Origin of the sequence: Lysobacter enzymogenes (assembly GCF_017168095.1) — a bacterium.
GTDB classification, from domain to species: domain Bacteria; phylum Pseudomonadota; class Gammaproteobacteria; order Xanthomonadales; family Xanthomonadaceae; genus Lysobacter; species Lysobacter enzymogenes_D.
The window spans coordinates 1-21,243 of the sequence record NZ_LXSD01000237.1; the positions used below are offsets into that span (position 1 = coordinate 1).

Below are 21,243 nucleotides of genomic sequence, written 5' to 3' on the forward strand. Positions count from 1 at the left end.
TGCCGCGCCGGCGCCGGCGCCGGTCGCCGCGCAGGCCGCGCCAGCCGCCGCGCGTCACGGCGACGGTGGCGCAGCACCGTCGCCCTATCCGGACTACCTCTCGCTCGGCGGCGCCGCGCCGGTGAGCTTCGAAGCCCTGCGCAAACGCGCGCAACGCGACCCTGCGTTCCTGCAGGACCTGCTGCGCCGCTACGGCCAGGAAACCGCCGCGGACGCGCGCGGCGAACTGCTGGCGCTGCTGCACGCGGTCGGCGGCGAAGAAGTGCTGCGCTACGCGCTGTCGCGCGCGGCCAGCACCCGCCCCGAGGACGAGCGCATCGGCCTCGACCTGCTTGGCGCCTACTCGCTGGAACGCGCCGAAGTGCGCGAGGTCATGCTGGCCAAGCTGCGCGCCGGCGGCGACCCGCAGCGCGAGGCCGAACTGATCCGCCGGCTCACCCCGACGGCGATGCCCGAGGAGGACGCCGCGCCGGTGATCGAACGGCTCGCCGCCCTCGCCGGCAACGCCGATGCGGAAGTGCGCGGCGATGCGGTGGCGCAACTGGCGCAGTGGGCGGAACCGGCGCAGGCCGAGGACGCGCTGCATCGCGGCCTGCTCGATCCCGTCGCGAGCGTGCGCAGCAAGGCGATCGTCGCGGTGGGCGGAACCTCCGCGCGCAGCGCGCGGCTCAAGGACGCGCTGCTGGCCATCGCCGCCGACCCCGCCAGCAACGCCGCCGACCGCGGCGCCGCGGCGATGGCCTTGCAGGCGTTCCGCCTCAACCGCGCCGAGTACGCGATCTGGGAGCGCGCCCAGGCCCGCGCCGACGCCGAGAGCGGCGAGGGCGGCTGAGCCGCCGGTTTCGCGCCATCCGCGCGCGAATGGACACGGATCGCAGCTCCGGCGTGATCGAAGGCCGATTCAGCTGGGCCGGGCCGATGCGGCCGGGGCTGAACCGGTCGGCATCCGGGCGCTAGCGGTAAAAGCTATGAAAATCAACCGGCTAGTGAGCCCGTTATGGGCAGCCATCGGCCCCTGAAGCCGGTCCGGAGCCGGCCGGGCGGGGCGCGCGGATGAATTTCGCTGTCGGGACCAATTGATTTTCCCTGCGGACGCCACTACGGTGTGCGTGCTGAGTTAGTCAAGGGTCACCGTAGGTCGTGACCCGATGCCGTAGATCGTCGATTCACAGATCCACTCCATCGTTCCACGCTTCCTCCTTGCGACCAGCTCCAACGCCGCGAAAGCGGTACTTACAACGTTATGTTTCAAGGAGTTAGCAAAAATGGCTGATCGTGAGAACGGCACCGTCAAGTGGTTCAACGACGCTAAGGGCTTCGGCTTCATCTCCCGCGAGAGCGGCGACGATGTGTTCGTGCACTTCCGCGCCATCCTCGGCAACGGCTTCAAGAGCCTCCAGGAAGGCCAGAAGGTCTCGTTCGTCGTGACCCAGGGCCAGAAGGGCCTGCAGGCCGACCAGGTCCAGCCGCTGTAATAGCGGTTGCCGCCTAGGCAAGCTTGCGGCGGACCCGTCCGCCAATGCATTGGAGAAGCCCGGCGCAAGCCGGGCTTTTCTTTTGTCCGCGACAAGTCCGGCGCGCGCCCGCGCCGACCGCGCGCGTTGCCGCCGCCGTGCGTACTTTTCTTTGCGCCGCGCCGGCGCGACCATGAGCGCCCCCTCCCGCGACGAGCGCGCACCATGCTCCCCGACAACGAATCCGACTACGAAGACGACGGCTACGACTTCGCCGGCGACGATGGCGAGGAGCTCGACGACGAGGCCCTGGTCTGGCAGTTGCTGCTGTTGATCAACCCCGGCGACGAAGACAGCGCGCTGCAGCAGTTCGCCCGTTACCGCGAAGCGCGCGAGGAAAACGGCGACGAGCGCGAGCCGGTGGAGACCGTGCAGGAAGCCATCGACTGGACCTCGGGTTTCCATGTCGACTGGAAGGACACCGCCAGTTTCGTCGACGTGCTCGACCAGCTCGCCGCGCGCTGGAACCTGCGCATCGACTGGGGCGTGGAAGATCCCTCCGACGACGACTTCCTCGACCGGGTCGACGTGCCCGAGCTGATGTCGATCGCCTACGACCGGCTGCGCGAGCACGGCTACACGCTGTGGAACTACGACACCGGCGGCGATGCCTATGCCGGCTGGATCGCGCTGCGGCGCGACGACGAGAACATGAAGGCGGTGGCGACCGGCCTGGGTATCGATGTGCAGCCGGCCAACGAAGCCTTCTGAGTTTCGTTTGCGCTGAGACAGGAGCGTCGGGCCTGAAGGCCCTCCCACAACCGCCGAAGGCCCTGTCACAACAACTGAAGGTCCTGCCACAACAACGGAAGGCCTTCCTATGACAACTCAGGCCCGCCGGCTCTTGTGGGAGGGCCTTCAGGCCCGACGCTGTGCTCTCAACTGCGCGTTCTCTCAGTGCTTGCAGAACGCCGCCACCCGCGGATGGCGCTGCTCGAAGGTGCCGAGCTTGCCGAACAGGCCGTCGAAATACCCCACCGCGATCGCCACCACCTTGCGCAGCTTGTGCTGCTCGCACACCAGCACGCAGGCCACCTGGTGCAGGGTCAGCAGTTCGATCAGCCAATGGATCGACCAGCGCGAGGCGTTGGAGCGCAGCGCATGCACGGCGTTGCGCGAGGCGTAGTAGCGGCGCCAGGCGACGTGGTTGCTGGTCGAGAAGATCCCGCGCTTGACGTACTGGCCGACCTGCTGGCGCAGCTCGACCTCGGTGTTGACCAGCACCGGCACGCCGTTGCGGGTCGCGCGCAGGCCGTATTCGATGTCGACGTATTCGATGAAGTAGTCCTCGCGGAACTCGCCGATGCGCGCGAACGCCGCGGCCGAGAGCGCCGAGCCGGAGGAGATCACGAACAAGGTCGGCACCAGGCCTTCGCTGCGCTCGTCGATGCGCTCGGGCTTGGGCAGGCGCGCCTGCGGCGAAAACACCGGCAGATAGCGGCCCAGGTTCACCTCGAACACCTTGGGGCCGACGATGAAGGCCTCGTTCTCGCTTTGCGCGCGCGCGCAGGCGCGCATCATGCCGGGGAAGAAGTCCGCGCCGAGCTGCGAGTCCTGGTCGAGCAGGAACACCACCCGGCGGCCGGCGTCGAACAAGGCGCGCGCGCCGACGTTGTAGGCACCGGAGATGCCGCCGCGGTTGGCGTTGTGGCGCACCTCGATGCCGTGGGCGCGCAGCCGCGCGTGCAGCGCCGCATCGGCGCTGGGCGAGTTGTCGACCGCGATCAGGTGACGGCAGGCCGCGCGCACGCGTTCGAGATGTTCAACGTGCTCGGGCTGCGGCTGCCACAGCACCACCACCGCGCCGAAGGCATCGGGATCGGATTGGGGATCGGGCGTTGCGGACGCAGCGAGGGCGCTCGCTGCGTCGCGATCGTCCGCCGCGGGCAAGCCGGCCTCGCTCATGCCGCTTCCCGCAGCGGCAGCGCCGCGGCCGGCGCGTGCGAGCGCTCGCGCAGCAGGCGCATGGCGATCTCGCGGATGCGCTCGACCTGCGCGCGCGACAGCGAGGCGGTGTCGCAGGTGAAGACGAAGTCCAGCTCGCCGGCGTAGCCCGAGCTCAGGATCGCGGTGGTGCTGCGCCAGGGCAGGCGTGCGGTCGGGCTGTAGACGGTCTCCAGGCGGAAGCCCGGGTAGTCCTGCGGGATGTCGATGCGGCCGATGTTGGAAATGGTGGTGTCGAACTTGTCCAGGTCGGAGCGTCGCTCGGCGACGAACTGGCCGAAGATCGAATGCATCATTTCCAGGCCGATGAAGTACTCGTGCACGTTGCGGCTGATCCGCTCGACCTTCTGGTTGAGCCGGCTCTTGAACACCCGCGCCTGTTCCCAGAACGCGGCGTCGTCGACGTTGTCCGGCGCGAGCTCGGTGTCGAGCTGGACGATGGTGCCCGGCGCCGCGGCGAACAACTGGTCGGGACGGATCAGGGTGAGGAACTTGCGGATGTCCACCGGCGAGAAGATCTTGCCGGTGGCTGCCGCGCCCTTGACCGTGCGGAACGCCAGCGAGAACGCCACGCTCATCGCCGCGAACACGGTCACGCCCTCGGCCTTGGCGCGCGCGGCCAGCGCCGCGGTGTCCTCGCGCGAGAGCTTCCAGTGCAGGACGAAGAACTCGCCCTGCGGCACCGGCTTGCGCCTGCGCCGCAGGCTGAAGAACAAACGGAACGCCAGCGCCTTCCACGCCGCGCTGCGGCGCACGCGGCGGTCGCTCAGCGCCTGCGCCGGCAGGATGTCCTCGAGCGCGTTGAAGCCGGTGTGGGTGCCGATGTCGAGCGCGGGATCGGCGCACAGCGCCAGGATCTCGCGCAGCAGGGTCAGCATCGACATGCCGTCGCAGATCACATGATGGCAGGCCAGCACCAGTTCGCCGACCTCGCCCTGGGCGTCGCGGCCGCGCACCCAGGTCAGCCGCATCAGCGGCGCGCGGGCGGTGTCGAAGCGGGTTTCGCGTTCGATGTGCGACTGGCGCTGCCACTCCTCGCCGTCGATGCGCTCAGTGATGCGCAGCGGGATCGGCTGCGGATCGTCTTCGAGCACCATCGTCGGCGGATCGCCGTCCTCGACCGAACAGCGCAGCATCGGGTGCTTGCGCTGGACCCGGTCGAGCGCGTCGCGCAGGCGCCGTTCGTCGAGCGCGCCGCGAACGCGCGCGGCCTGGACGATGGTGAAGGTGGAATCGCGATCGACGTACATGACGCGCTCGCACAGCATCATCTTGCGTTTCATCGGAGGGCTCGTGTGGGGAGGTGGAAGCGGTCTGGGGTGGGGCCCTCACCCCAACCCCTCTCCCGCGTGCGGGAGAGGGGCCTTGGTTCGATCCGAAGTCAGCAGTCGGGAATCACCGCGCCGCTGTTGTCGCGGGCCTCGTCGTTGCCCCAGCGGCTGAGGTAATAGGCCGAGACCCAGGCGCCGGCCGGGCCGACGTCGAGGTCGGTCTTGAGCCAGTAGTGGTTGTAGGAACTGCCCACCCGCACTTCCTCGCCCCAGGCCTTGCAGTAGACGTAGTTGGTGCCCTGGTTCAAGGTGCCGACCGGGGTCAGCGTCGACGGCCACTTGTAGCCGGTCGCGTTGGCGAAGGTGTCGACCCAGTACTTGCCCGGCGGATTCGGATTGCCGCCGCCGCCGTTGATCAGGCTGTAGTAGTTCGACCACGGGAAGTACTTGCCGGGGTCGTAGCGGTTCTCGTTGCCCGAGAGCATGCCGTGGCCCTTGACCCGCACGCTGTCGGGCACGAGGTGGAAGGTGTCGTAGCCCGGGCCCTGCCAGGCGCTGGCGCAGTTGACGCCGCGGCGCGCGCAGATGCTCTTGGTCAGCCGCGCCGAGGCGTTGACCATCGCCGCCGACCAGTTGCCGGCGTCGGCGGCGCGGCCGTCGTGCTCGATGCCGATGGTGTAGTAGTTATGGTTCTTCGCATGCCAGGCCTGATGGTACTCGCGCACCATCTGGGTGATCTGGCCGTCGGATTTGCGGATCAGGTAATGCGCCGAGACCTGCGCGCTGGGGTTCTGGAACCACGAGATCGAGCCCGCATAGGAGCCTTCCATCGTGTGCATGATCACCGCGCTGGTCTGGTTGGAGGCGGTGCTGTAGTTGCTGGCGCTGGCCGGGTTCCAGATCGCTTCGCCGAAGTCGACCGCCTTGGCGCCGACGTCGGTGGCCGGCGCGGCGCTGCGCGCCAGGTCGCGGCTCAGCGCCGGATTGGCGCGCACGCTGTCGTCGGCGGCGTTCATCAGCAGCGCCGGCGCGCGCAGTTTCTGCAACTGGGCCGGATCGAAGGCGCGTTCGAGTTCGAGCGGCTGCGCGGGAATCTTCACCCCTTGCGCGTCCACGCCTTGCTGCAGGGTCTGCATGACGCCGTAGGCGAAGCTCTGGCGCGCGTAGTCGGCGATGCCGCCGTTGCTGGCGCCGTAGCCGGCGTAGCGCGCCAGCACCGCGGCCATGGCCTCGGGCGCGGCCAAGGCGCGGCTGCGCTTGTCGGGTTGGCCCGCCGCGAGCGCGCGGTCGAGCAATGCCGCGGCGGCAAGGATGTTGCTTTCCGGATCGTCGATCACCTGCTGCGCGCTGCGGCCGATCAGGCGCGCGCCGTCGCCGACCTGGTCGGCGAAGCCGCCGCCGTGATACAGGCCCATGACGCCGTAGGAGCGCGGCATGTGCAGGTCGCGCGGGTTCTGCGCTTCGGGGCGCACGTGGATCCAGTTGGTTTCGCTGTAGGCGATGGCTTCCAGCGCGCCGGCCGGAAGATTGGGATAGCGCGCGTAGGCGCGGCGGAAATACTCGGGATAGGCCGCGCGCGCGACTTGCGCGGCGACCAGGGCGTTGCCGCGATCCAGTTCCAGGCGCAGGGCGGCGGCGTCGGGCGCGGCGGCGGCGGCGAGCGAACCCAACAGCAAGGCGCCGCCGAGAGCCGCGGCGAGAGTGTGCGAATGCATCGGACGATCTCCTTCGGACGCGGCCGCGAGCGGCCGCGTATTGGCATGGCAAGCATGGATCCCGTAGGTTCATTGTCTTGACCGCGCACGCGCGTTACGTGATCGCTTGCCGGAAACGGCCGCGAGATGACAGATCGATCTGTGCCCGCGTTTCCATATCCGGCGTTTGCTCCGCGCCGCTGCGGGGAATTCACGCTGGTGAACGAACGTGCGCGGATTCGCGCGGCGCGATGGCGCGCGCAGCGCATCGCGCGGGCGCTAGCGAACGCAACGCGATGTGGAGTAGAGCGCGGATGCGAAAACGCCGCCGCTGTGCGGACAGCGACGGCGTTGGCGGTCGGGCGCCGGTCGCGGCGATGCCGCGGCGGTTTACCAGCTGTCTTCGAGATAGCGCGGCCGGCAGGCCATGCGCCCGCCGACGATCAACACCAGCAGGCACGCGCCGAGCATCGCGAACGGCCATACCCAGCCGTGGCTGCGCTCGTGCAGCCAGCCGAACAGCAGCGGGCCGGCGCAGCTCAAGGTGTAGCCCAGGCCCTGCATGAAGCCCGACAGCGCGGCCGAACCGGCCGGCGTGCGCGTGCGCAGGTTGATCAGGGTCAGCGCCAGCGGGAAGGTGCTCGGGCCCAGGCCGATCAGCCCCACCCACACGAAGGTCAGGTGCATCGGCGCCAGCAGCAGGCCGGCGAAGCCGCCCAGGTAACACAGCACGCAGGCCAGCACGATCGGGAACGGATTGGCGATGCGTACCGCCAGCGCCGGCATGGTCAGCGCGCTGATCATGCCGAGGGTGGAGAACAGCGCCACCATCGCGCCGCCGAGCGCGGGGCTGCCGCCGGCTTCGACCAGCAGCTTGGGCAGCCAGGTGAACATCGAATAGGTCACCAGCGAGGTCATGCCGAACATCAGCGTCATGCCCCAGGCCACCGGCGAGCGCCAGACCTTGCCGCGCGCGGCGGGCGCCGGCAATTCCGGCGCTTCGTCGCCGCCGGCCACGGCGCGGTCGTGCGCGCGCGCGAGTTCGCGCGCCTGCGCCGAGCGGCCGCGCGCTTCCATCCACAGCACGCTGAGCCACGGCAGCGCCGCGGCCACCGCCACCAGCGACCACGAGGCCAGCGACACCCGCCAGCCGGCGGCCTGGGCCAGCGGCACCGCGGTCAGCGCGGGCAGGATGGTGCCGAGCTGCAGCACGGTGATGTAGGCGGTGCTGACCGTGCCGACGCGGTCGCCGAAATAGCGCTTCACCAGCGGCGGCAGCACCACGTTGCCGATGCCCATGCCGGCCAGCGCGACCGCGTTGGCGGCGAGCAGTTGCCAGGTGTCGCCGACGAAGCCGCGCGCGAGCAGGCCGAGCGCGGCGACCGCCATCGCCAGCAACGCCGCGCGTTCCAGGCCGATGCGGTGGGCCAGGCCCGGCGTGGCCACGCCGAACAGCGCGAACGCGGCGGTGGGCACCATGCCGAACACGCCGGTCATGGTCGCGCCGAAGGCGAATTCGCGGCCCAGCGCGTCCAGCAGCGGCGTCAGCGAGGTCACCGCAGTGCGCAGGGTGAACGCCGACAGCACGATGCCGGCCAGCACCCAGGCGCGTCCCTGCCACAGCGGACGGACGGCGGAAGCGGGGGCGGCGGTGGCGCTCATGGGTTCGGCTTCGACGGCGGGAACAGGAGGGGAGATACGACGAACGGCGCGGCCGCGAGGCCGCGCACGGGCGCGAAAGGCGTCGTTCGTGCGGCGCGCCGCGAGGCGCGCGGGCGGGGGATAGCGGGGGAGAAGCGTGAGCCACAGTGTGGCCACTGCGCGCGACGCGCGCCAGCATCGGCGCGGCAACGGTCAGTTGCGGCAAAGTCGCGGCCGTGGGCGTGCGGCCGCAGGCGGGTTCGCGCGGGCGAGCGCTCGCGGCGCGCGGTTCCGGGCGCCTGCGCGCGCGCCCGTTCGCCCGTGCGTCGCAGGACGCGGCCGCGATGGCCGCGCCCTGCGCAGGCCTCAACCGAAGTAAGGCCGCTCGGCCGCGAACAGCAGGCGCTTGGCGCCGTCGCGCCAGGCCTGCGGGCAATCGCGGCCGAGCATCACCACTGCCGTGGCGTAGGCGATGCCGCGCGAGCGTGGGTTGATCTTGCCCAGCGCGCGTTCGGCCTGTTCGGTCGAAGCGGCGCCGCCGCGGCGGACCGAGTCGAAGAACGCGGCGATCTTGGCCGAGTCCTCGGGGTCGGCGCGCATCGCCTGCTCGCGCAAGCGCGCGGCGCCGGCGTCGTGTTCGCGCTCGGCCAGCGCGGCCAGGGCCCAGGCGCTGGCCAGTTCCGGCTCGGCCGCAACGGGCTGGCGCAACGCCTCTTGCACCATCTGCGCCGGCGCGCCGTCGGAGGCGGCGGCCATGCGCAGCATGTGCGCGTGCTGTTCCGGCGATGCCTTGGACGCGTCCAGCGCGGCGGCCAGGTCGCCGGACTTCAGCGCGACGTAGGCCCAGGTCGGCGATTGCCGCGGCACCGCACCTTGCTCGATCGCCAGGAACGTCTTGAGCTGGCGCGAGTCGAGCGCGCCCGCGCCGGCCGCCTGCGCCGATTCGCCGTCGATCGCGCGCTGGGTGCGCGCCGCCTCCAGGCTCATCCACTCGGTCATCTGCGGCAGCTTCGCCGCCTGCTGCAGCAGCGGCAGCGCCTGTCGCCACTGCGCGCGCTCGTTGGCGTCGAAGCCGACCGCCATCGCGAACCAGGGATGCTCGGGCCAGCGCGCGTGGCCGTCGGCGAAGGCGCGGTCGCGCGCGTCGTCGTCGGGCGCGCAGCGCACCGCGATATAGCGCAGGTCGGCCGAATCGGGCGCGCGTTCGGACAGGGCGCGATGGCGCGCGCAGACTTCGGCGTAGCCGGGTTTGCCCTTGGCCGCCTCCTGCTCGGCGCGCAAGCTCATGACTTCGGCCGGTGCGCGGCGCAGGCGTTGCTCGAGCAGTTGCGGGAACTGCGGCAACTGCGCGGCGCGCGCCAGCCACTCGCCGAGGTAACGCGAATCGCCGGCGTCCCAGTGCGCATGCGCGGCGATCAGGGCGCGCTTCTCGGCGTCGTCGCGGGCCAGTTCCAGTTGATCCGACGGCGGCAATTCGGCGAACCCCTGCAATACCCGGCGGCTGCCGCCGTTGCCCTTGGTGCTGATCTGCTTCGGCGGCTCCTCGAAGATGTGATCGGCGCTGGAGGCGATCCAGCGCGGCGCGCCGAGCTTGTTCTCCGGCACTTCGCCGACTGCGCCGTAGACCGCGGTCCACTCCACCAGCGGCGCGGCCGAGGCGATGTTGTAGACGTAGTGCGAGGCGTGGGCTGGGCCGTCGCTGTCGAATTCCTCGACCACCGCGCCGTCGGCGGTGCGCGCGACCACGTGGTGGCGGCCGCCGTCGGCCAGTTCGACGGTGACGTTCTGCAGCGGCGGCAGGTCGTACCCGCGGCCGTCGACTTCCACCCGCATCGCCTGGGCCAGGCCGTTGAGCACGGTGAGCTTGGTCATGCCGACCGAGGCGCCGACGAACAGCACCGCGCCGACGATGCCGGCGGCCGCGGCGACGCGCGAGATCGACGGCAGCACGCCGTCGGCGGTCTGGAAGCGGTCCCACCAGCCGAGCTTGGTCTGGTGCTTGCGGCCGTTGCCGGGCTTGAGCCGGGTGTAGTCGCGCGGCGCCGCGGCCGGGGCGTCGTCCGACGGCCCGGCGAAGCGGGCGTTGTCCGGGTCGTAGCCGTCGGCGTTTTCGTCGCCGTCGGCGGCGACGCGCTCGGCGATGGCCTGGTCGAAGGCGGCCTGTTCCGATGCATCGCGCGCGACCGCGGCGATGCTCGCTTGCGCGCTGGCGGCGCGCTCCGGCGCGTCCGCACTCGCGGTGCGCGCGTCCACGGCAGGCGCGTCGGCAATTGCGACCACGCCGTCCGCACCGCCGCGCTCGCCGCCGCCGCGCAGCGCGCGCGCGACTTCGTCTTCGGTCGCCAACAGCGATTCCAGCGCGGCGTCGCGCAAAGCCGCCAGCGGCCCGACGGTGCCGCGCACCCAGGTGTCGATCGCGCCGAGCCATTGCTGGATGTTGTCGCGGTCGGCCGCGGGCAGGCGGAACTCGCCCAGCGCCGCGGCCCAGTCGGCGGCGCCCAGGCGCGCGGCGATGCGGCTGTCCAGGCGCACCTGCGCGGCGTGCGCGTACAGCGCGTCGAGGGTGCGGTGCAGCTGATTGGCCGAAGCCACCAGGCGGTTGAGTTCGTCGGAAGACACGCGCCGGTCGGCGGTCACCACCTCGTAGGTGTTGACCAGCAGGCTGTTGGCGTCCTGCAGATCGGCGTGGCTATGGTCGGCGTAGTGCAGCACCGCCAGCTGGCCGCGCAGCAGCGCTTGCCACGGCCCGCCCAGCGCGCGCGCCGCGGCCAGGTGCACGCTGCGGCAGCGGCGGTCGTGCTCGCGCACCTGGTGGCGCAGCGGCGCCAGCTCGGCGTCGAGTTCGGCCAGCACCTTCGGCAATTGCTTGGCCGGAAACTCGCCGCCGCGCCAGCGCACCACGCCGCCGGGCGCGCGCAGGTGGCCGGCGCGCAGCGCGTCGAGGGTGGCGCGTTCGGCTTCCAGTTCGCGCAGGCGTTCCAGCGCCTGGCCGTGCTCGGCGGAGTACAACTGCGCCAGCTGCGCCTCGAGCGCGGCGTCGGCGACGCTGTGGTAGAGCTCGTCGGGGCGGTCGTAATCGCGCACGATCGAGCGGCCGAGGTAGGTGCCGCGGAAGCGCCGGTCCAGGGCCAGGTCGTCGAAGTCGCGGTCCACGCGCTCCAGGCTGTCGGCGATCGGCACCGGCGCCAGCGGCTCGGCGCTGTCGATCATCTCGCGCGAGATCCGTTCCTTCAGCGCCTGCGCGTCGCGCAGCAGCTCCAGCGCCGGGCGCGGATCGATCTCGCAGGCGATGTAGCTGCGCTTGATGTTGCGTTCGCGGTCGCTGTTGGCCGGATGGGTGGACCACATCTGCGGCGGCTGCGCCAGTTCGCTCTTGAACACGCGGTGCTGCTCGCGGCCGGCGTCGGGCAACCGCGGCGGTTCGCCGTATTCGGCGTCGGCGAACACCCGCTGCAGGTGTTCGATGATGCGCGTCTGCACCGCGAACAGGTCGGCGACCGGGCGCTGGGCGGCGTATTCGCGGTTGGCGAAGCTCAGGGTGCGGCTCCAGGCGTCGTCGGCGGCGCCGAGCCGGTGCAGGGCGTGCACCAGCGCGTCGCTGCCGGTCAGCGAGGCGGCGACCAGGTCGGCCTGGTATTCCATTTCGCGCGACAGCGCGCGCTGGGCCAGCACCACCAGCCGGAACACCATCTCCACCAGCGAGCGGATCGACCACACCACCAGCGACAGGATCCAGCCGACCCAGGCCACGCGCAGGTCGAAGCGCGACAGCGCGCGCAGGAAATCGTCGAACGCGTCGCGCTTGGCGATGATGTGCGCGGCGATCTGCTGGGCCACGTAGACCCAGCGGCCGACCGCCATGGTGCGCTGGGCGAAGTGGCCGAACTCGTGCGCCAGCACCGCCTTGAGCTCGCCCAGGTTGAGCACGTTGACCAGGCCCAGGCCGATTTCCAGGTTCTTCTTCGACGGCAGGATCAGGTTGAGCAGGGACAGGTCGTAGAACACCCCGGCGTTGACCCGCGGCGACAGGAACACGCGGTGCGGCCGCGGCGCGCCGGCCTCGTCGGCGAGGCGGTGCAGGAAGGCGAACAGCTCGGGCTGGTCGGCCGGCTTGAGTTCCAGGTCCTCGCCGCCGGCGCCGCGGCGCTTGAAGATCAGCGCCTTGGCCATGAACAGGCACAGGAACGCGGCGCAGGCGCCGGTGATGCCGTTGCCGATCAGGTTGCCGCCGTCGCCCTGGACCAGCGCCGCGAACAGCCGCCAGGCGGTCCAGCCGAACCAGACCAGCAGGGCGAAGTAGATCGCGACGAAGCCGAGCAGGCCGAGCATGGCCAGCCAGGCATGGCGACGGTAGGCGGCGCTGGGCGCAGTCAGTTGCGCGGGCACGGAGGCGGGTCCGGCCGGGTACATCGAGTCCATGTTGTCCCCATCGAGCGGTGGCGGCGCGCGGCCGCGGTGTGCGCGCCCGGCCTGCCCGCGAGGGGCGCCCCGGCCGGACGCCCGCCTATTCTGCGCCGATTTTTGTGACCTGGGCAGCATCGCGGATGCGAATTTCGTCAGGCCTTGACGGTAGAACGCACCGATCCGCCGATGCGCCCGGATTCGGGTTGATGGCGCCGGGCCGCGCCCGCATGGTGGCTGCATCCTCGAATTGCGCGCCGCGCGGAGCCTTGCCATGAGTTCGTCCAACCCGACCGCGAAGGTCAAGATCGACTTCGTCTCCGACGTGGTCTGCCCGTGGTGCGCGGTCGGCCTGAACTCGCTGGAGCAGGCCATCGCCCGGCTCGACGGCGAAGTCGAGGTGGAGCTGCACTTCCAGCCGTTCGAGCTCAATCCGCAGATGGCGGCCGAAGGCGAGCGCATCGACGAACACCTGGCGCACAAGTACGGCCTGGGCGCCGAGCAGCTGGCGCGCAACCGCGAAGCGCTGCGCGAGCGCGGCGCCGCGGTCGGTTTCCGGTTCGGCGATCGCGACCGGATCTACAACACCTTCGACGCCCATCGCCTGCTGCACTGGGCCGGCACCCAGGGCGCCGATGCCGAACGCGCGCTCAAGCACGCCCTGCTGAAGGCTTATTTCACCGACGGCCGCGATGTGTCCTCGCGCGAGGTGCTCGCCGCGGTGGCCGGCGAGGCCGGGCTGGACGCGCAGCGCGCACGCGCCGTGCTCGATTCGGATGAGTACGCGCAGGAGGTGCGCCAGCAGGAGCGGTTCTACCAGGAGGCCGGAATCAGCGCGGTGCCGTCGGTCATCATCAACGACCGCCATCTGATCCAGGGCGGACAGCCGGTCGAGCAGTTCGAAGCGGCGCTGCGGCAGATCGCGGCGCAGGGCGGCGCGCGCGGCTGATCGGCGGCGCGGTTCGCTTGCTTCAGTCCGTGTAGTCGGCACCGGTGCGTTTGCGCACCGGTGCTGTGGCGACGAAGACGCGGCTTTGCGCGTTTTCGTGGTGCGGCATCTTTGCGCGATCAGTGCGATCCGTTGCGCGCCGGCCGCCGCAATGCGCGAACGCGTCGCGAGCGCTTGTCGGCAGGACGCGCCGGCCTTAGCATCCGCGCCGCGGCCCCATCCGGCCGCAACCCTCCCTTCGCCAGCCCGGCGTTCGCGCCCGCCCGCCTTTCTTTTTCACCCGCCGTGCAGCGCAACACGCCGCGCCGGGGGTGACCGCCGCCGCATTCGCGACGAGACGGTTCGAACGAATCCGCGCACTCGCCCGCCGCCGCGCGCGGTCTGCCACATCGCTGCCATCGCCGCCGCCGCAAGCTCCTGCGTTCGCCCAACGCCAGGACCGCCGCCATGCCCCGATGCTTCGCCGCCCGCCTGCGCACTGCCGTGCGCCTCGTCTGCCTAGGCGCCGGTTTGCTCGCCGCCAACGCGGCCGCCGCCGCCGGCCTGTCGGCCGCCAACCCCGCCGACCGCGCCGCGCTCGCGCTGCGCTGGGCGCCGGTGCACTACCAGGACGTCGACCAGACCGGCAGCCACGCCCTCGGCGGCGCCGCCGACTACATCGCCCGCTACGACTTCGACGGCGACCTCGACGCGCGCAACAACTGGGATCGCGCGGGCAACAGCGCCTACCCGCTGGCCGCGCACGCCTATTACTCGGTGGTGGAAACCGCGACCCACTGGTACATCACCTACCTGTTCTTCCACCCGCGCGACTGGACCGACTCGTTCTTCGACACCGAACACGAGAACGACGCCGAAGGCGTGATGTTCGCCGTCGCCCGCGACGGCAGCGCCTACGGCACGCTCAAGGCCGCCGTCACCGTCGCCCACACCGACTTCTTCTCCTACGTGCCGGCCGGCAGTGGCTGGACCGGCAACGCCGAAACCATCGACGGCACGCTGTCGTTCCTGGCCTACCAAGGCGCGCCGCACCCGGTCACCGCGCAGGAAGCCAAAGGCCACGGCCTCAAGGCCTGGCCCGCCTACGACATCAAGGGCGACGGCGTCGTCTACTACCCGTCGCTGACTGTCGCCGAAGTGCCCTCCGGCCCCGACGACCGCGATGTCAAATACAAGCTCATCGACATCTTCGAACCCGGCGGCATGTGGGACCAGCGCAACAACCCATCGCTGTTCGCCGGCTACGGCAGTTTCGCCGGCGACAAGAGCGGCGGCTGCGGCAGCGGCGCGATCGGGTGCAGCGTCAACACGGCGAATGCGCCGTGGGGGTGGGACGACAGCAACGACGGGCCGGGGCGCGGGGCGTTGGCTGTGGATCCGGTGGGGTTGGTGATGGATTACTTTCGGATTCCGGAGGCGGTGGGTGGGGCGTATAGCTACAACCCGTATCGGTGAATGGGCTGATGGTCCGCCTGCCACGCAAAATTACAAATGGTGCGCCAGGGAGCGCCTTGTCGCTCGGCCGCGTTCTGAACGATCATGTTGCGAGGGTGGGACGTATCTTGAAAGGGGAAGCGTCTGGCCGAGCAGGGGCGTTCATCGGGTGAGACTCAACGGATGAGCTCAGTAGATTCAGTGGTCGCGAATTCGATCCCGTCTTGCCTCAGTGGCGAGGCGTTTGGCGTCGAGTAAGACAAAGCGGGTGTGTGGGGGTTCTGCGGCGGAGCGAGCTTCGCCGCAGATGCCCGCCCGAGATCGAGGCGGGGAATGCCTCTGTCTTTTATATAGCAGTTGTCCCTGTGGTCGTGGTTCAGTCGGATACTGGGAGTTCAGAATGAAAGGAATGCTTTGGGTGCTGCGGGCTGGCCTGTTGGCTGGATTGACTTGGTGCGGAGCCGCCGTCGCGCAAACGCCAGCCGAGTTCGTGTACAGCGCCACTCGGTATATGCCGAATGCCGAGTCGCGCGATTTCAGTACCCTCGCGGAAGCCGAAGCCTTCATCAGGACGGAGCCCAGTCCGACGCCCATCGGAAACGCATTTCTGCGCAAGACGAGCGTGCGCGATCTTGGCCACAGCAAAATGGTGCTCGAGTACACGGTGCCTCGTCGCAAGTATGAGTCTTACCAAGGCGGTTACTACGACGGACATCCGACTGGGAACGCCACCGATTGCTCCGGCATGAAGTGCCGAAGCGAAGAGGAGATGGTCGCTGCGAGCATGCGGGCCTATCCGCTCGAGAACAACTACACGCCGGTGCTCCAGGGAGCGTACTTGTCGGCGCCTTTTACGATGTGGTCGGCGACCAGCAGCAACAACCGCAGTGTTCTGGTTACGATGAATGCGGTCCACTACAGCGGCGAATCCATTCCAAACGAGCGCCGGATTGTGGCGACTTCGTCGAGCGGACACTCCTATGCCTATCGAATCAACCGTGTTGATGAGTATCTGTGTCCTGAGCTGTTCACGGCCGGAAATAACGATTTCGGCGAGCCCAGGTACGGCGTCTGGCCGTTGGTCTGCAATAACAGCGCAAAAGGATCCATAACCAAATGGGTGACTCAGCGTGCGCCGTACAGCACCTGCTCGGGCGGTCCCAGCAAGGGCCTTTCCGCAAACGCGCTCAACGACAGGGTGGGCAATCCCTGTTCGGCGGATTACGGCAACAAGGAGTATCGCGAAGAAGATTTCAGCTGGGACGGTTTCGATTTCAGCCGCGCGTATAACTCCATCGCGGACTTCCCCTTGACGTCCGGGCTGGGAGACAACTGGTCGCATTCCTTCTCAGATCGCCTCATGTTCGATGGTTCGGGCTATGCGACCTTCTTCGTCCGTTCGGACGGATACGTCGAACGTCTCTATGAAGTCGTCCCGGGACAAGGGACGTATCTGTCGCATAGCTCGCCGAATCTCTCGCTGAGCAAACCCGTCAAGATGCCTTCGGATCCCGCGAGCGGCGTCTGGAAGCTCAGCCGGCCCGGTCAGAATGCCCTTTGGTTCAGTGCCAGCGGCTTGCTGGTCCGTAAGCAGATCGCCAGCCATTGGGTCGACTTGACTTACTGCGGCGGCGCCGAGTTAGGCAGCGACAGTTGCCCGTTTGCGGATCTGGTGCGACGCGCTACCAACTCGCGCGGTCGAACCTTGCAATTCACTTATACGGTGCTCCCTGGTGCTCAACAGCAATCCCGGCTCGTACGGATCGAGTCCGAGGGTAAGGTGCTGATGGAGTACGTCCACGATGCCGCGGGGCGCATCACCGCGGCCTTGCACGACGGGGTTGCCGGTACGGGGCGGAGCTATCTGTACGGCGAAGCAGCGTATCTGTGCCGGAATGCAACGGGCGAGACGATAGCCGGGTGCGACGCAGCCAAGTTCCCGAATCATATGACCGGAGTCGTGGATGAATCCGGAACCCGGCTGGCGACCTATTCCTATGACCAAAACGGTTGGGTGACGATCAGCGAACACGCGGGCGGCGCCGGCAAGGTCACGCTTGCCTATCCGTCGATGCAGCAGACCCGCGTGACTTTGCCCTCTGGTGCGGTCAGGAACTACAGCTACGACGCGGCCGAGTTCAAGCGTCTGCTGGGGTCGATCACCAGTGGCGACGCGGCTACGGTTTCGCAGACGCTTTCGAGAGGCTACGAGAATCGCTGGCGCATAGCTTTTGATTCGGCAGCGGGAGGCTCGCGAACGAATTACAGTTATACAGGACAGTATCTGACAGGCCGGACCGAAGGACTGACCACGGCCGGTGCGACTACAGCATGGACTCGAACCATCCAGACCGACTGGAACACCGCGTACAACGAGCCCAGCGAGCGGCGCACACTCAATAACGCCGGCGTCGTGGTCCAGAAGAGCAAGTGGAGTTACAACGGGCGCGGTCAGCCTACGATCGCCACGGCCGTCGACCCGGCAAACAACGAAGAGCGGATCACGACCACTACCTACTGCGAGCAGACGGATGTGGATGCGGGCTTGTGTCCCATCGTCGGCCAAGTGATCGCGGTAGACGGTCCGCGCAGCGATGTGGCCGATGTGACCCGCTTTAGCTACTACCAAGCCGATGCTGCGGGCTGCACCGCGACGCCAACGAATTGCGATTATCGCAAGGGCGACCTGTGGAAGATCACGGATGCTCTCGGCCGCTCGACCGAAATGCTGCGATACGACTCCGCAGGCCGCCTGCTGTCGAGCAAGGACATCAACGGCGTCGTCTCCGACAACGAGTTCTCCACGCGCGGCTGGCTGCTCGCCACCAAGGTCCGCGGCGCCGACAACAACAGCGAAACCGACGACCGCATTTCCCGCTTCGACTACTGGCCGACCGGCCAGCTCAAGAAGTCGACCTTGCCCGACGGCGCCTCGCTGACCTTCACCTACGACGCGGCCCAGCGCCTGACCGACGTCACCGACAACGACGGCAACACTATCCATTACACCTTGGATAACGAGGGCAACCGGACCAAGGAAGACACCAAGACCTCGACCGGCACGCTCAAGCGCACCTTGTCGCGTGTCTACAACACGCTGGGGCAGTTGCAGGCGAACAAGGACGCGTCGCAGAACGCGACTGTCTACCGCTACGACGGCCGCGGCAATCAGGACCGCACCACCGATGCGCTTGGCCGGATCACCGACCAGACCTACGACCCGCTCAACCGGTTGGTGCGGACGCTGCAGGATGTCGGTGGGCTCAATGTCGAGACCAAGTTCGAGTACGACCCGTTGGATCGGGTGGCTAAGGTTACCGATCCGAAGGGATTGGATACGGTCTATGCCTACAACGGCTTCGGGGATCAGACCCGGCTGACCAGTCCGGACACTGGCATTACCGACTACACCTACAACGCCGCCGGCAGGGTCGCGACCAAGCAGGACGCCAACGACGCAGTCCCGCATCGTTACACCTACGACGCGTTGGGCCGCCCGAAAGCCGTGTTCTACACCGCCAGCGGCCCTGCCGATGTGGAGTACGACTACGACACGGTCAACAGCATCTGCACGGCCGGCGAGACTTTCGCGATCGGCCGCGTTACCGCGATGCGCGCGGATGGGACTGAGCTGAAGTACTGCTACGACCGCTTCGGGCAAGTGGCGCGCAAGGCGCAGGTGACCGATGGAAATGCGCTGATTCTGCGCTACTCCTATTCCCTCGGAGGGCATCTTGCAACGATGGTTTATCCCGATGGTTTGCTGGTCGACTATGTGCGCGATGGTCAGGCGCGGATAAAAGAAATCGGGATTTCTCCGTTGGGCGGTTCCCGGAGCATACTGCTGAATAACGTGGTATACGAGCCCTTCGGTCCGGTCGCGGGATGGGCTTACGGGAGCGGGCGGACGCTAACTCGCGCGTATGATCAGGACTATCGCATCAAGCGCATATTCGACTCGCTGCCGGATGGTTTGTCGCTGTACTACGAGTACAACTCGATCGGTGAGCTAGTCGGATTGAAAGACGGCTTGCAAAGTGCCCAACTTGCCAAATACGACTACGACTCGTTGGGACGGCTGACCGTTACGCGGGACGGGCCAACTGGTGCGGCGTTGGATACTTATCAGTACGATCCGTCTGGGGATCGAGTCGGCGTGACGCGCGGCGGCATCACGCAGATCTACGGTTACTCGCCGGCCAATCATCGGTTGACGGATGTGGCGGGGAGCGTGCGTGGCTACGATGCCGCTGGTAGTGTCGTCGCCATTAGCAGTTCCGGAAAAGACTTTGTCTATAGCGCGAATGACCGGTTGTCTGCGATCAAGACCGCAGGCGTGGTTCAAGCAAGCTATCGTTACAACCCCCTGGGCGAACGAGTGCTGACGGCGCCAGTAGCGGCGGGAACGGACAGCCGGCGCTATCTCTACGACAACGCGCATTGGATAGGAAGTTATGGGGTTGCTAGCGGAGCCTCCCAGCAAACGATCTGGCTCGGAGATTTTCCTGTCGGCGTGCTCATGTCGGATGGAAATGTGCAAAAGCTGAGCTATATCCAGCCCGATCATCTGGGGGCGCCGCGGGCCGTTATCGACGCCGTGCGTGATGCAAAGATTTGGTCTTGGGACATGAGGGGTGAGGTCTTCGGGGCGACGATTCCGGATCAGGATCCTGATGCCGATGGCGTGCCGACGGTTTTCGATCTCAGGTACGCAGGGCAGATCTACGATGTTTATTCCGGCGCGTACTACAACTACTACCGCGATTACGATCCTCACACAGGGCGCTACTTGCAGAGCGACCCGTTTGGCCTATTCGGCGGACCAAATACCTACCTCTACGTCGGTGGGAACCCGCTGAGTTATGTCGATCCTTTGGGGCTGTTCGGTTTCGGGGTACTTGGCGGAGGTAGCGCCGAGGCTGGCGTGCCTGGTTTGAGCGCTGGTGCGACCGGCTCAGTTGGAGGTGGCGTATTTATAAGGGATTGGAACGATGCGCCTTTGGGCGGCTTCGCCGGTGGTGGCCTCCTCTCTAAGGGCCCGACTGGGCAGACTCAATGGACTCGCCCCGGGGGAACTTCGCTCGTCAACGCATCGGGTGTTGTTGGCGCTTTTGCCGGATTTGGCGGCGGCGCGTATATTACGAACGCGGAATGTCCCGAAGATTTGGGAGGGGTGGCCAAAACCTCTACTTTCAATTTGGGTATAGGAATCTATAAGTTCTCCATACAGCTCGGTCTTGGTTATGTCGGCTTCAAGCCGGTGTGGATTGGCAGCATGACCGTTGGGCCAGGGCTCGGCTTAAGTTTGAGTGAGTATCCGACCAATACAGTCACTACCTCTGCGATCCGTTGAGGTCCAGATATGGCGTCCAGCGTGCTGCCCGTTCTGGCGCTCCTCGTTCCGGCCGGAGTTCTTTTGCTGGTTCGAGGGGTGCGCCTCTATCGATACGAGTTGGGGGAGCACTCTCTCTCCGTCAAGCTGTTCGGCAAGTTCGAGCTCGTTTCGATCAGGTTTGAAGATGTTCTCGAAGCCAAAGTGGCGAGATGGTGGGAAGTAACGTCGGCCGGCTGGTCCCCGCTTCTGCTGAAGGATCGCTATGCGCTTGAAATGGTTGTCATTAAGCGAAAGGATGGGCTTTATCGGAATGTCGTGGTGACTCCGGATAACCCTAGGGAATTCGTCGCGTTGATTACCGTGCGTAAGAAGGCCTTGGAGCGCGTCGACGCTCGTCGAGTGGATACTTCTTGAATGGGGCGCAGGTGTGTTGATCAACTTCGGCTTGAAGGCGCCGCGCGCTTTCGCGCTTTGCGATAAACAGTGCATGGCAAGGCTTCCTTGATTCGATGGTCGCACTTCTTCTCCTCGGTCTTTGACGCATTGCTGGGCCGGCGCTAGTCGTCCCGTCGCCACCTGTAATCTCCGCGGCCACGGCGTTCGCGCGCGAACCGCATGCGCTCCTCGCAAACACATCACGAAGTCGCGAGGCTCGACCGCTGTCTCGGCGGCGTCGCCGTGCCCACGCATTATTCGCGCTGTTATTCCGCTGGCGCTTTTCTGATGGAACCAGTAGGGCCCGATGCCTGCACCGAGCAAGCGGTCAGGGACTACAAGAAGGATTGCTGTCCCGGGCTGGCGTTCGAGCCGCGGCGCAGACAGCGCTTGCCGCGTGGGTGGGCCGCCTGGAATCCGACATCCAATCGCTGTTGTTTCGCGAAGTGTCTGGACTCGACCCGGCCGGCCTTGAGAACTCGCGAAAGTACCTGTCGTTCAAAGTGACGGACGCGCTGTGGTTCGCCCTGTAGGTGGAGGGCAGTTGCGCATTGGACCTGTCAGCGCGGTGGAGGTGTGGCGACCGGATCGCCGCCCGTGCCTGATCCTCCTCCTGCTTTGTGCA

General features: G+C 67.6%; 12 protein-coding genes. 7 read left to right on the forward strand and 5 right to left on the reverse strand.

The features are described from left to right. From A7A76_RS06180 to A7A76_RS06190, 3 genes are all read left to right on the forward strand, one after another. The coding region (locus A7A76_RS06180) for a hypothetical protein (RefSeq protein ID WP_206410366.1) at positions 1-832 on the forward strand (832 nt) is incomplete at its 5' end. A gap of 433 nt (positions 833-1,265) precedes the next feature. Beyond that, complete coding sequence (locus A7A76_RS06185; protein ID WP_074861621.1) at positions 1,266-1,475, forward strand: cold-shock protein; 210 nt, start codon at positions 1,266-1,268, stop codon at positions 1,473-1,475. Positions 1,476-1,679: 204 nt separating this feature from the next. Next, entirely contained in the window at positions 1,680-2,225 is a 546-nt protein-coding gene (locus tag A7A76_RS06190) for a DUF6630 family protein (RefSeq protein ID WP_206410367.1), read from the forward strand. 183 nt (positions 2,226-2,408) lie between these two features. Here A7A76_RS06190 and A7A76_RS06195 read toward each other — a convergent pair whose 3' ends face one another. The 5 genes from A7A76_RS06195 to A7A76_RS06215 all read right to left on the reverse strand — a co-directional run bounded on the left by A7A76_RS06195 (position 2,409) and on the right by A7A76_RS06215 (position 12,393). Further along, complete coding sequence (locus A7A76_RS06195; RefSeq protein ID WP_206410368.1) at positions 2,409-3,419, reverse strand: glycosyltransferase; 1,011 nt, start codon at positions 3,417-3,419, stop codon at positions 2,409-2,411. Then, a complete protein-coding gene (locus A7A76_RS06200; RefSeq protein ID WP_206410369.1) occupies positions 3,416-4,741 on the reverse strand; it encodes a condensation domain-containing protein in 1,326 nt (441 codons plus the stop codon). The genes A7A76_RS06195 and A7A76_RS06200 overlap by 4 nt, the downstream gene beginning before the upstream one ends. Before the next feature lie 98 nt (positions 4,742-4,839). Then, positions 4,840-6,444 carry an N-acetylmuramoyl-L-alanine amidase gene (locus A7A76_RS06205; protein ID WP_206410370.1) on the reverse strand — a complete coding sequence of 535 codons (1,605 nt, stop codon included), beginning with the start codon at positions 6,442-6,444 and terminating at the stop codon, positions 4,840-4,842. 369 nt (positions 6,445-6,813) lie between these two features. Continuing rightward, the gene (locus tag A7A76_RS06210) at positions 6,814-8,241 is read right to left on the reverse strand and encodes a CynX/NimT family MFS transporter (RefSeq protein WP_343225293.1); all 1,428 of its coding nucleotides are present in this window, start codon (positions 8,239-8,241) and stop codon (positions 6,814-6,816) included. 189 nt (positions 8,242-8,430) lie between these two features. Then, positions 8,431-12,393 (reverse strand): M48 family metallopeptidase, encoded by a 3,963-nt coding sequence (locus A7A76_RS06215; RefSeq protein WP_206410388.1) that lies wholly within the window; start codon positions 12,391-12,393, stop codon positions 8,431-8,433. A gap of 346 nt (positions 12,394-12,739) precedes the next feature. On the opposite strand from A7A76_RS06215, the gene A7A76_RS06220 reads away from it, so the two are divergent. The 4 genes from A7A76_RS06220 (at position 12,740) to A7A76_RS06235 (ending at position 20,597) form a co-directional block, all read left to right on the forward strand. Continuing rightward, positions 12,740-13,414: a DsbA family oxidoreductase gene (locus A7A76_RS06220; RefSeq protein WP_206410372.1), complete on the forward strand. Its 675-nt coding sequence runs from the start codon at positions 12,740-12,742 to the stop codon at positions 13,412-13,414. 447 nt (positions 13,415-13,861) lie between these two features. Beyond that, positions 13,862-14,869 (forward strand): hypothetical protein, encoded by a 1,008-nt coding sequence (locus A7A76_RS06225; protein WP_206410373.1) that lies wholly within the window; start codon positions 13,862-13,864, stop codon positions 14,867-14,869. A 379-nt stretch (positions 14,870-15,248) separates the two neighbouring features. After that, a complete protein-coding gene (locus tag A7A76_RS06230; protein ID WP_206410374.1) occupies positions 15,249-20,201 on the forward strand; it encodes an RHS repeat-associated core domain-containing protein in 4,953 nt (1,650 codons plus the stop codon). Between the two features lie 21 nt (positions 20,202-20,222). Continuing rightward, positions 20,223-20,597 (forward strand): hypothetical protein, encoded by a 375-nt coding sequence (locus A7A76_RS06235; protein ID WP_206410375.1) that lies wholly within the window; start codon positions 20,223-20,225, stop codon positions 20,595-20,597. Positions 20,598-21,243: the final 646 nt, after the last annotated feature.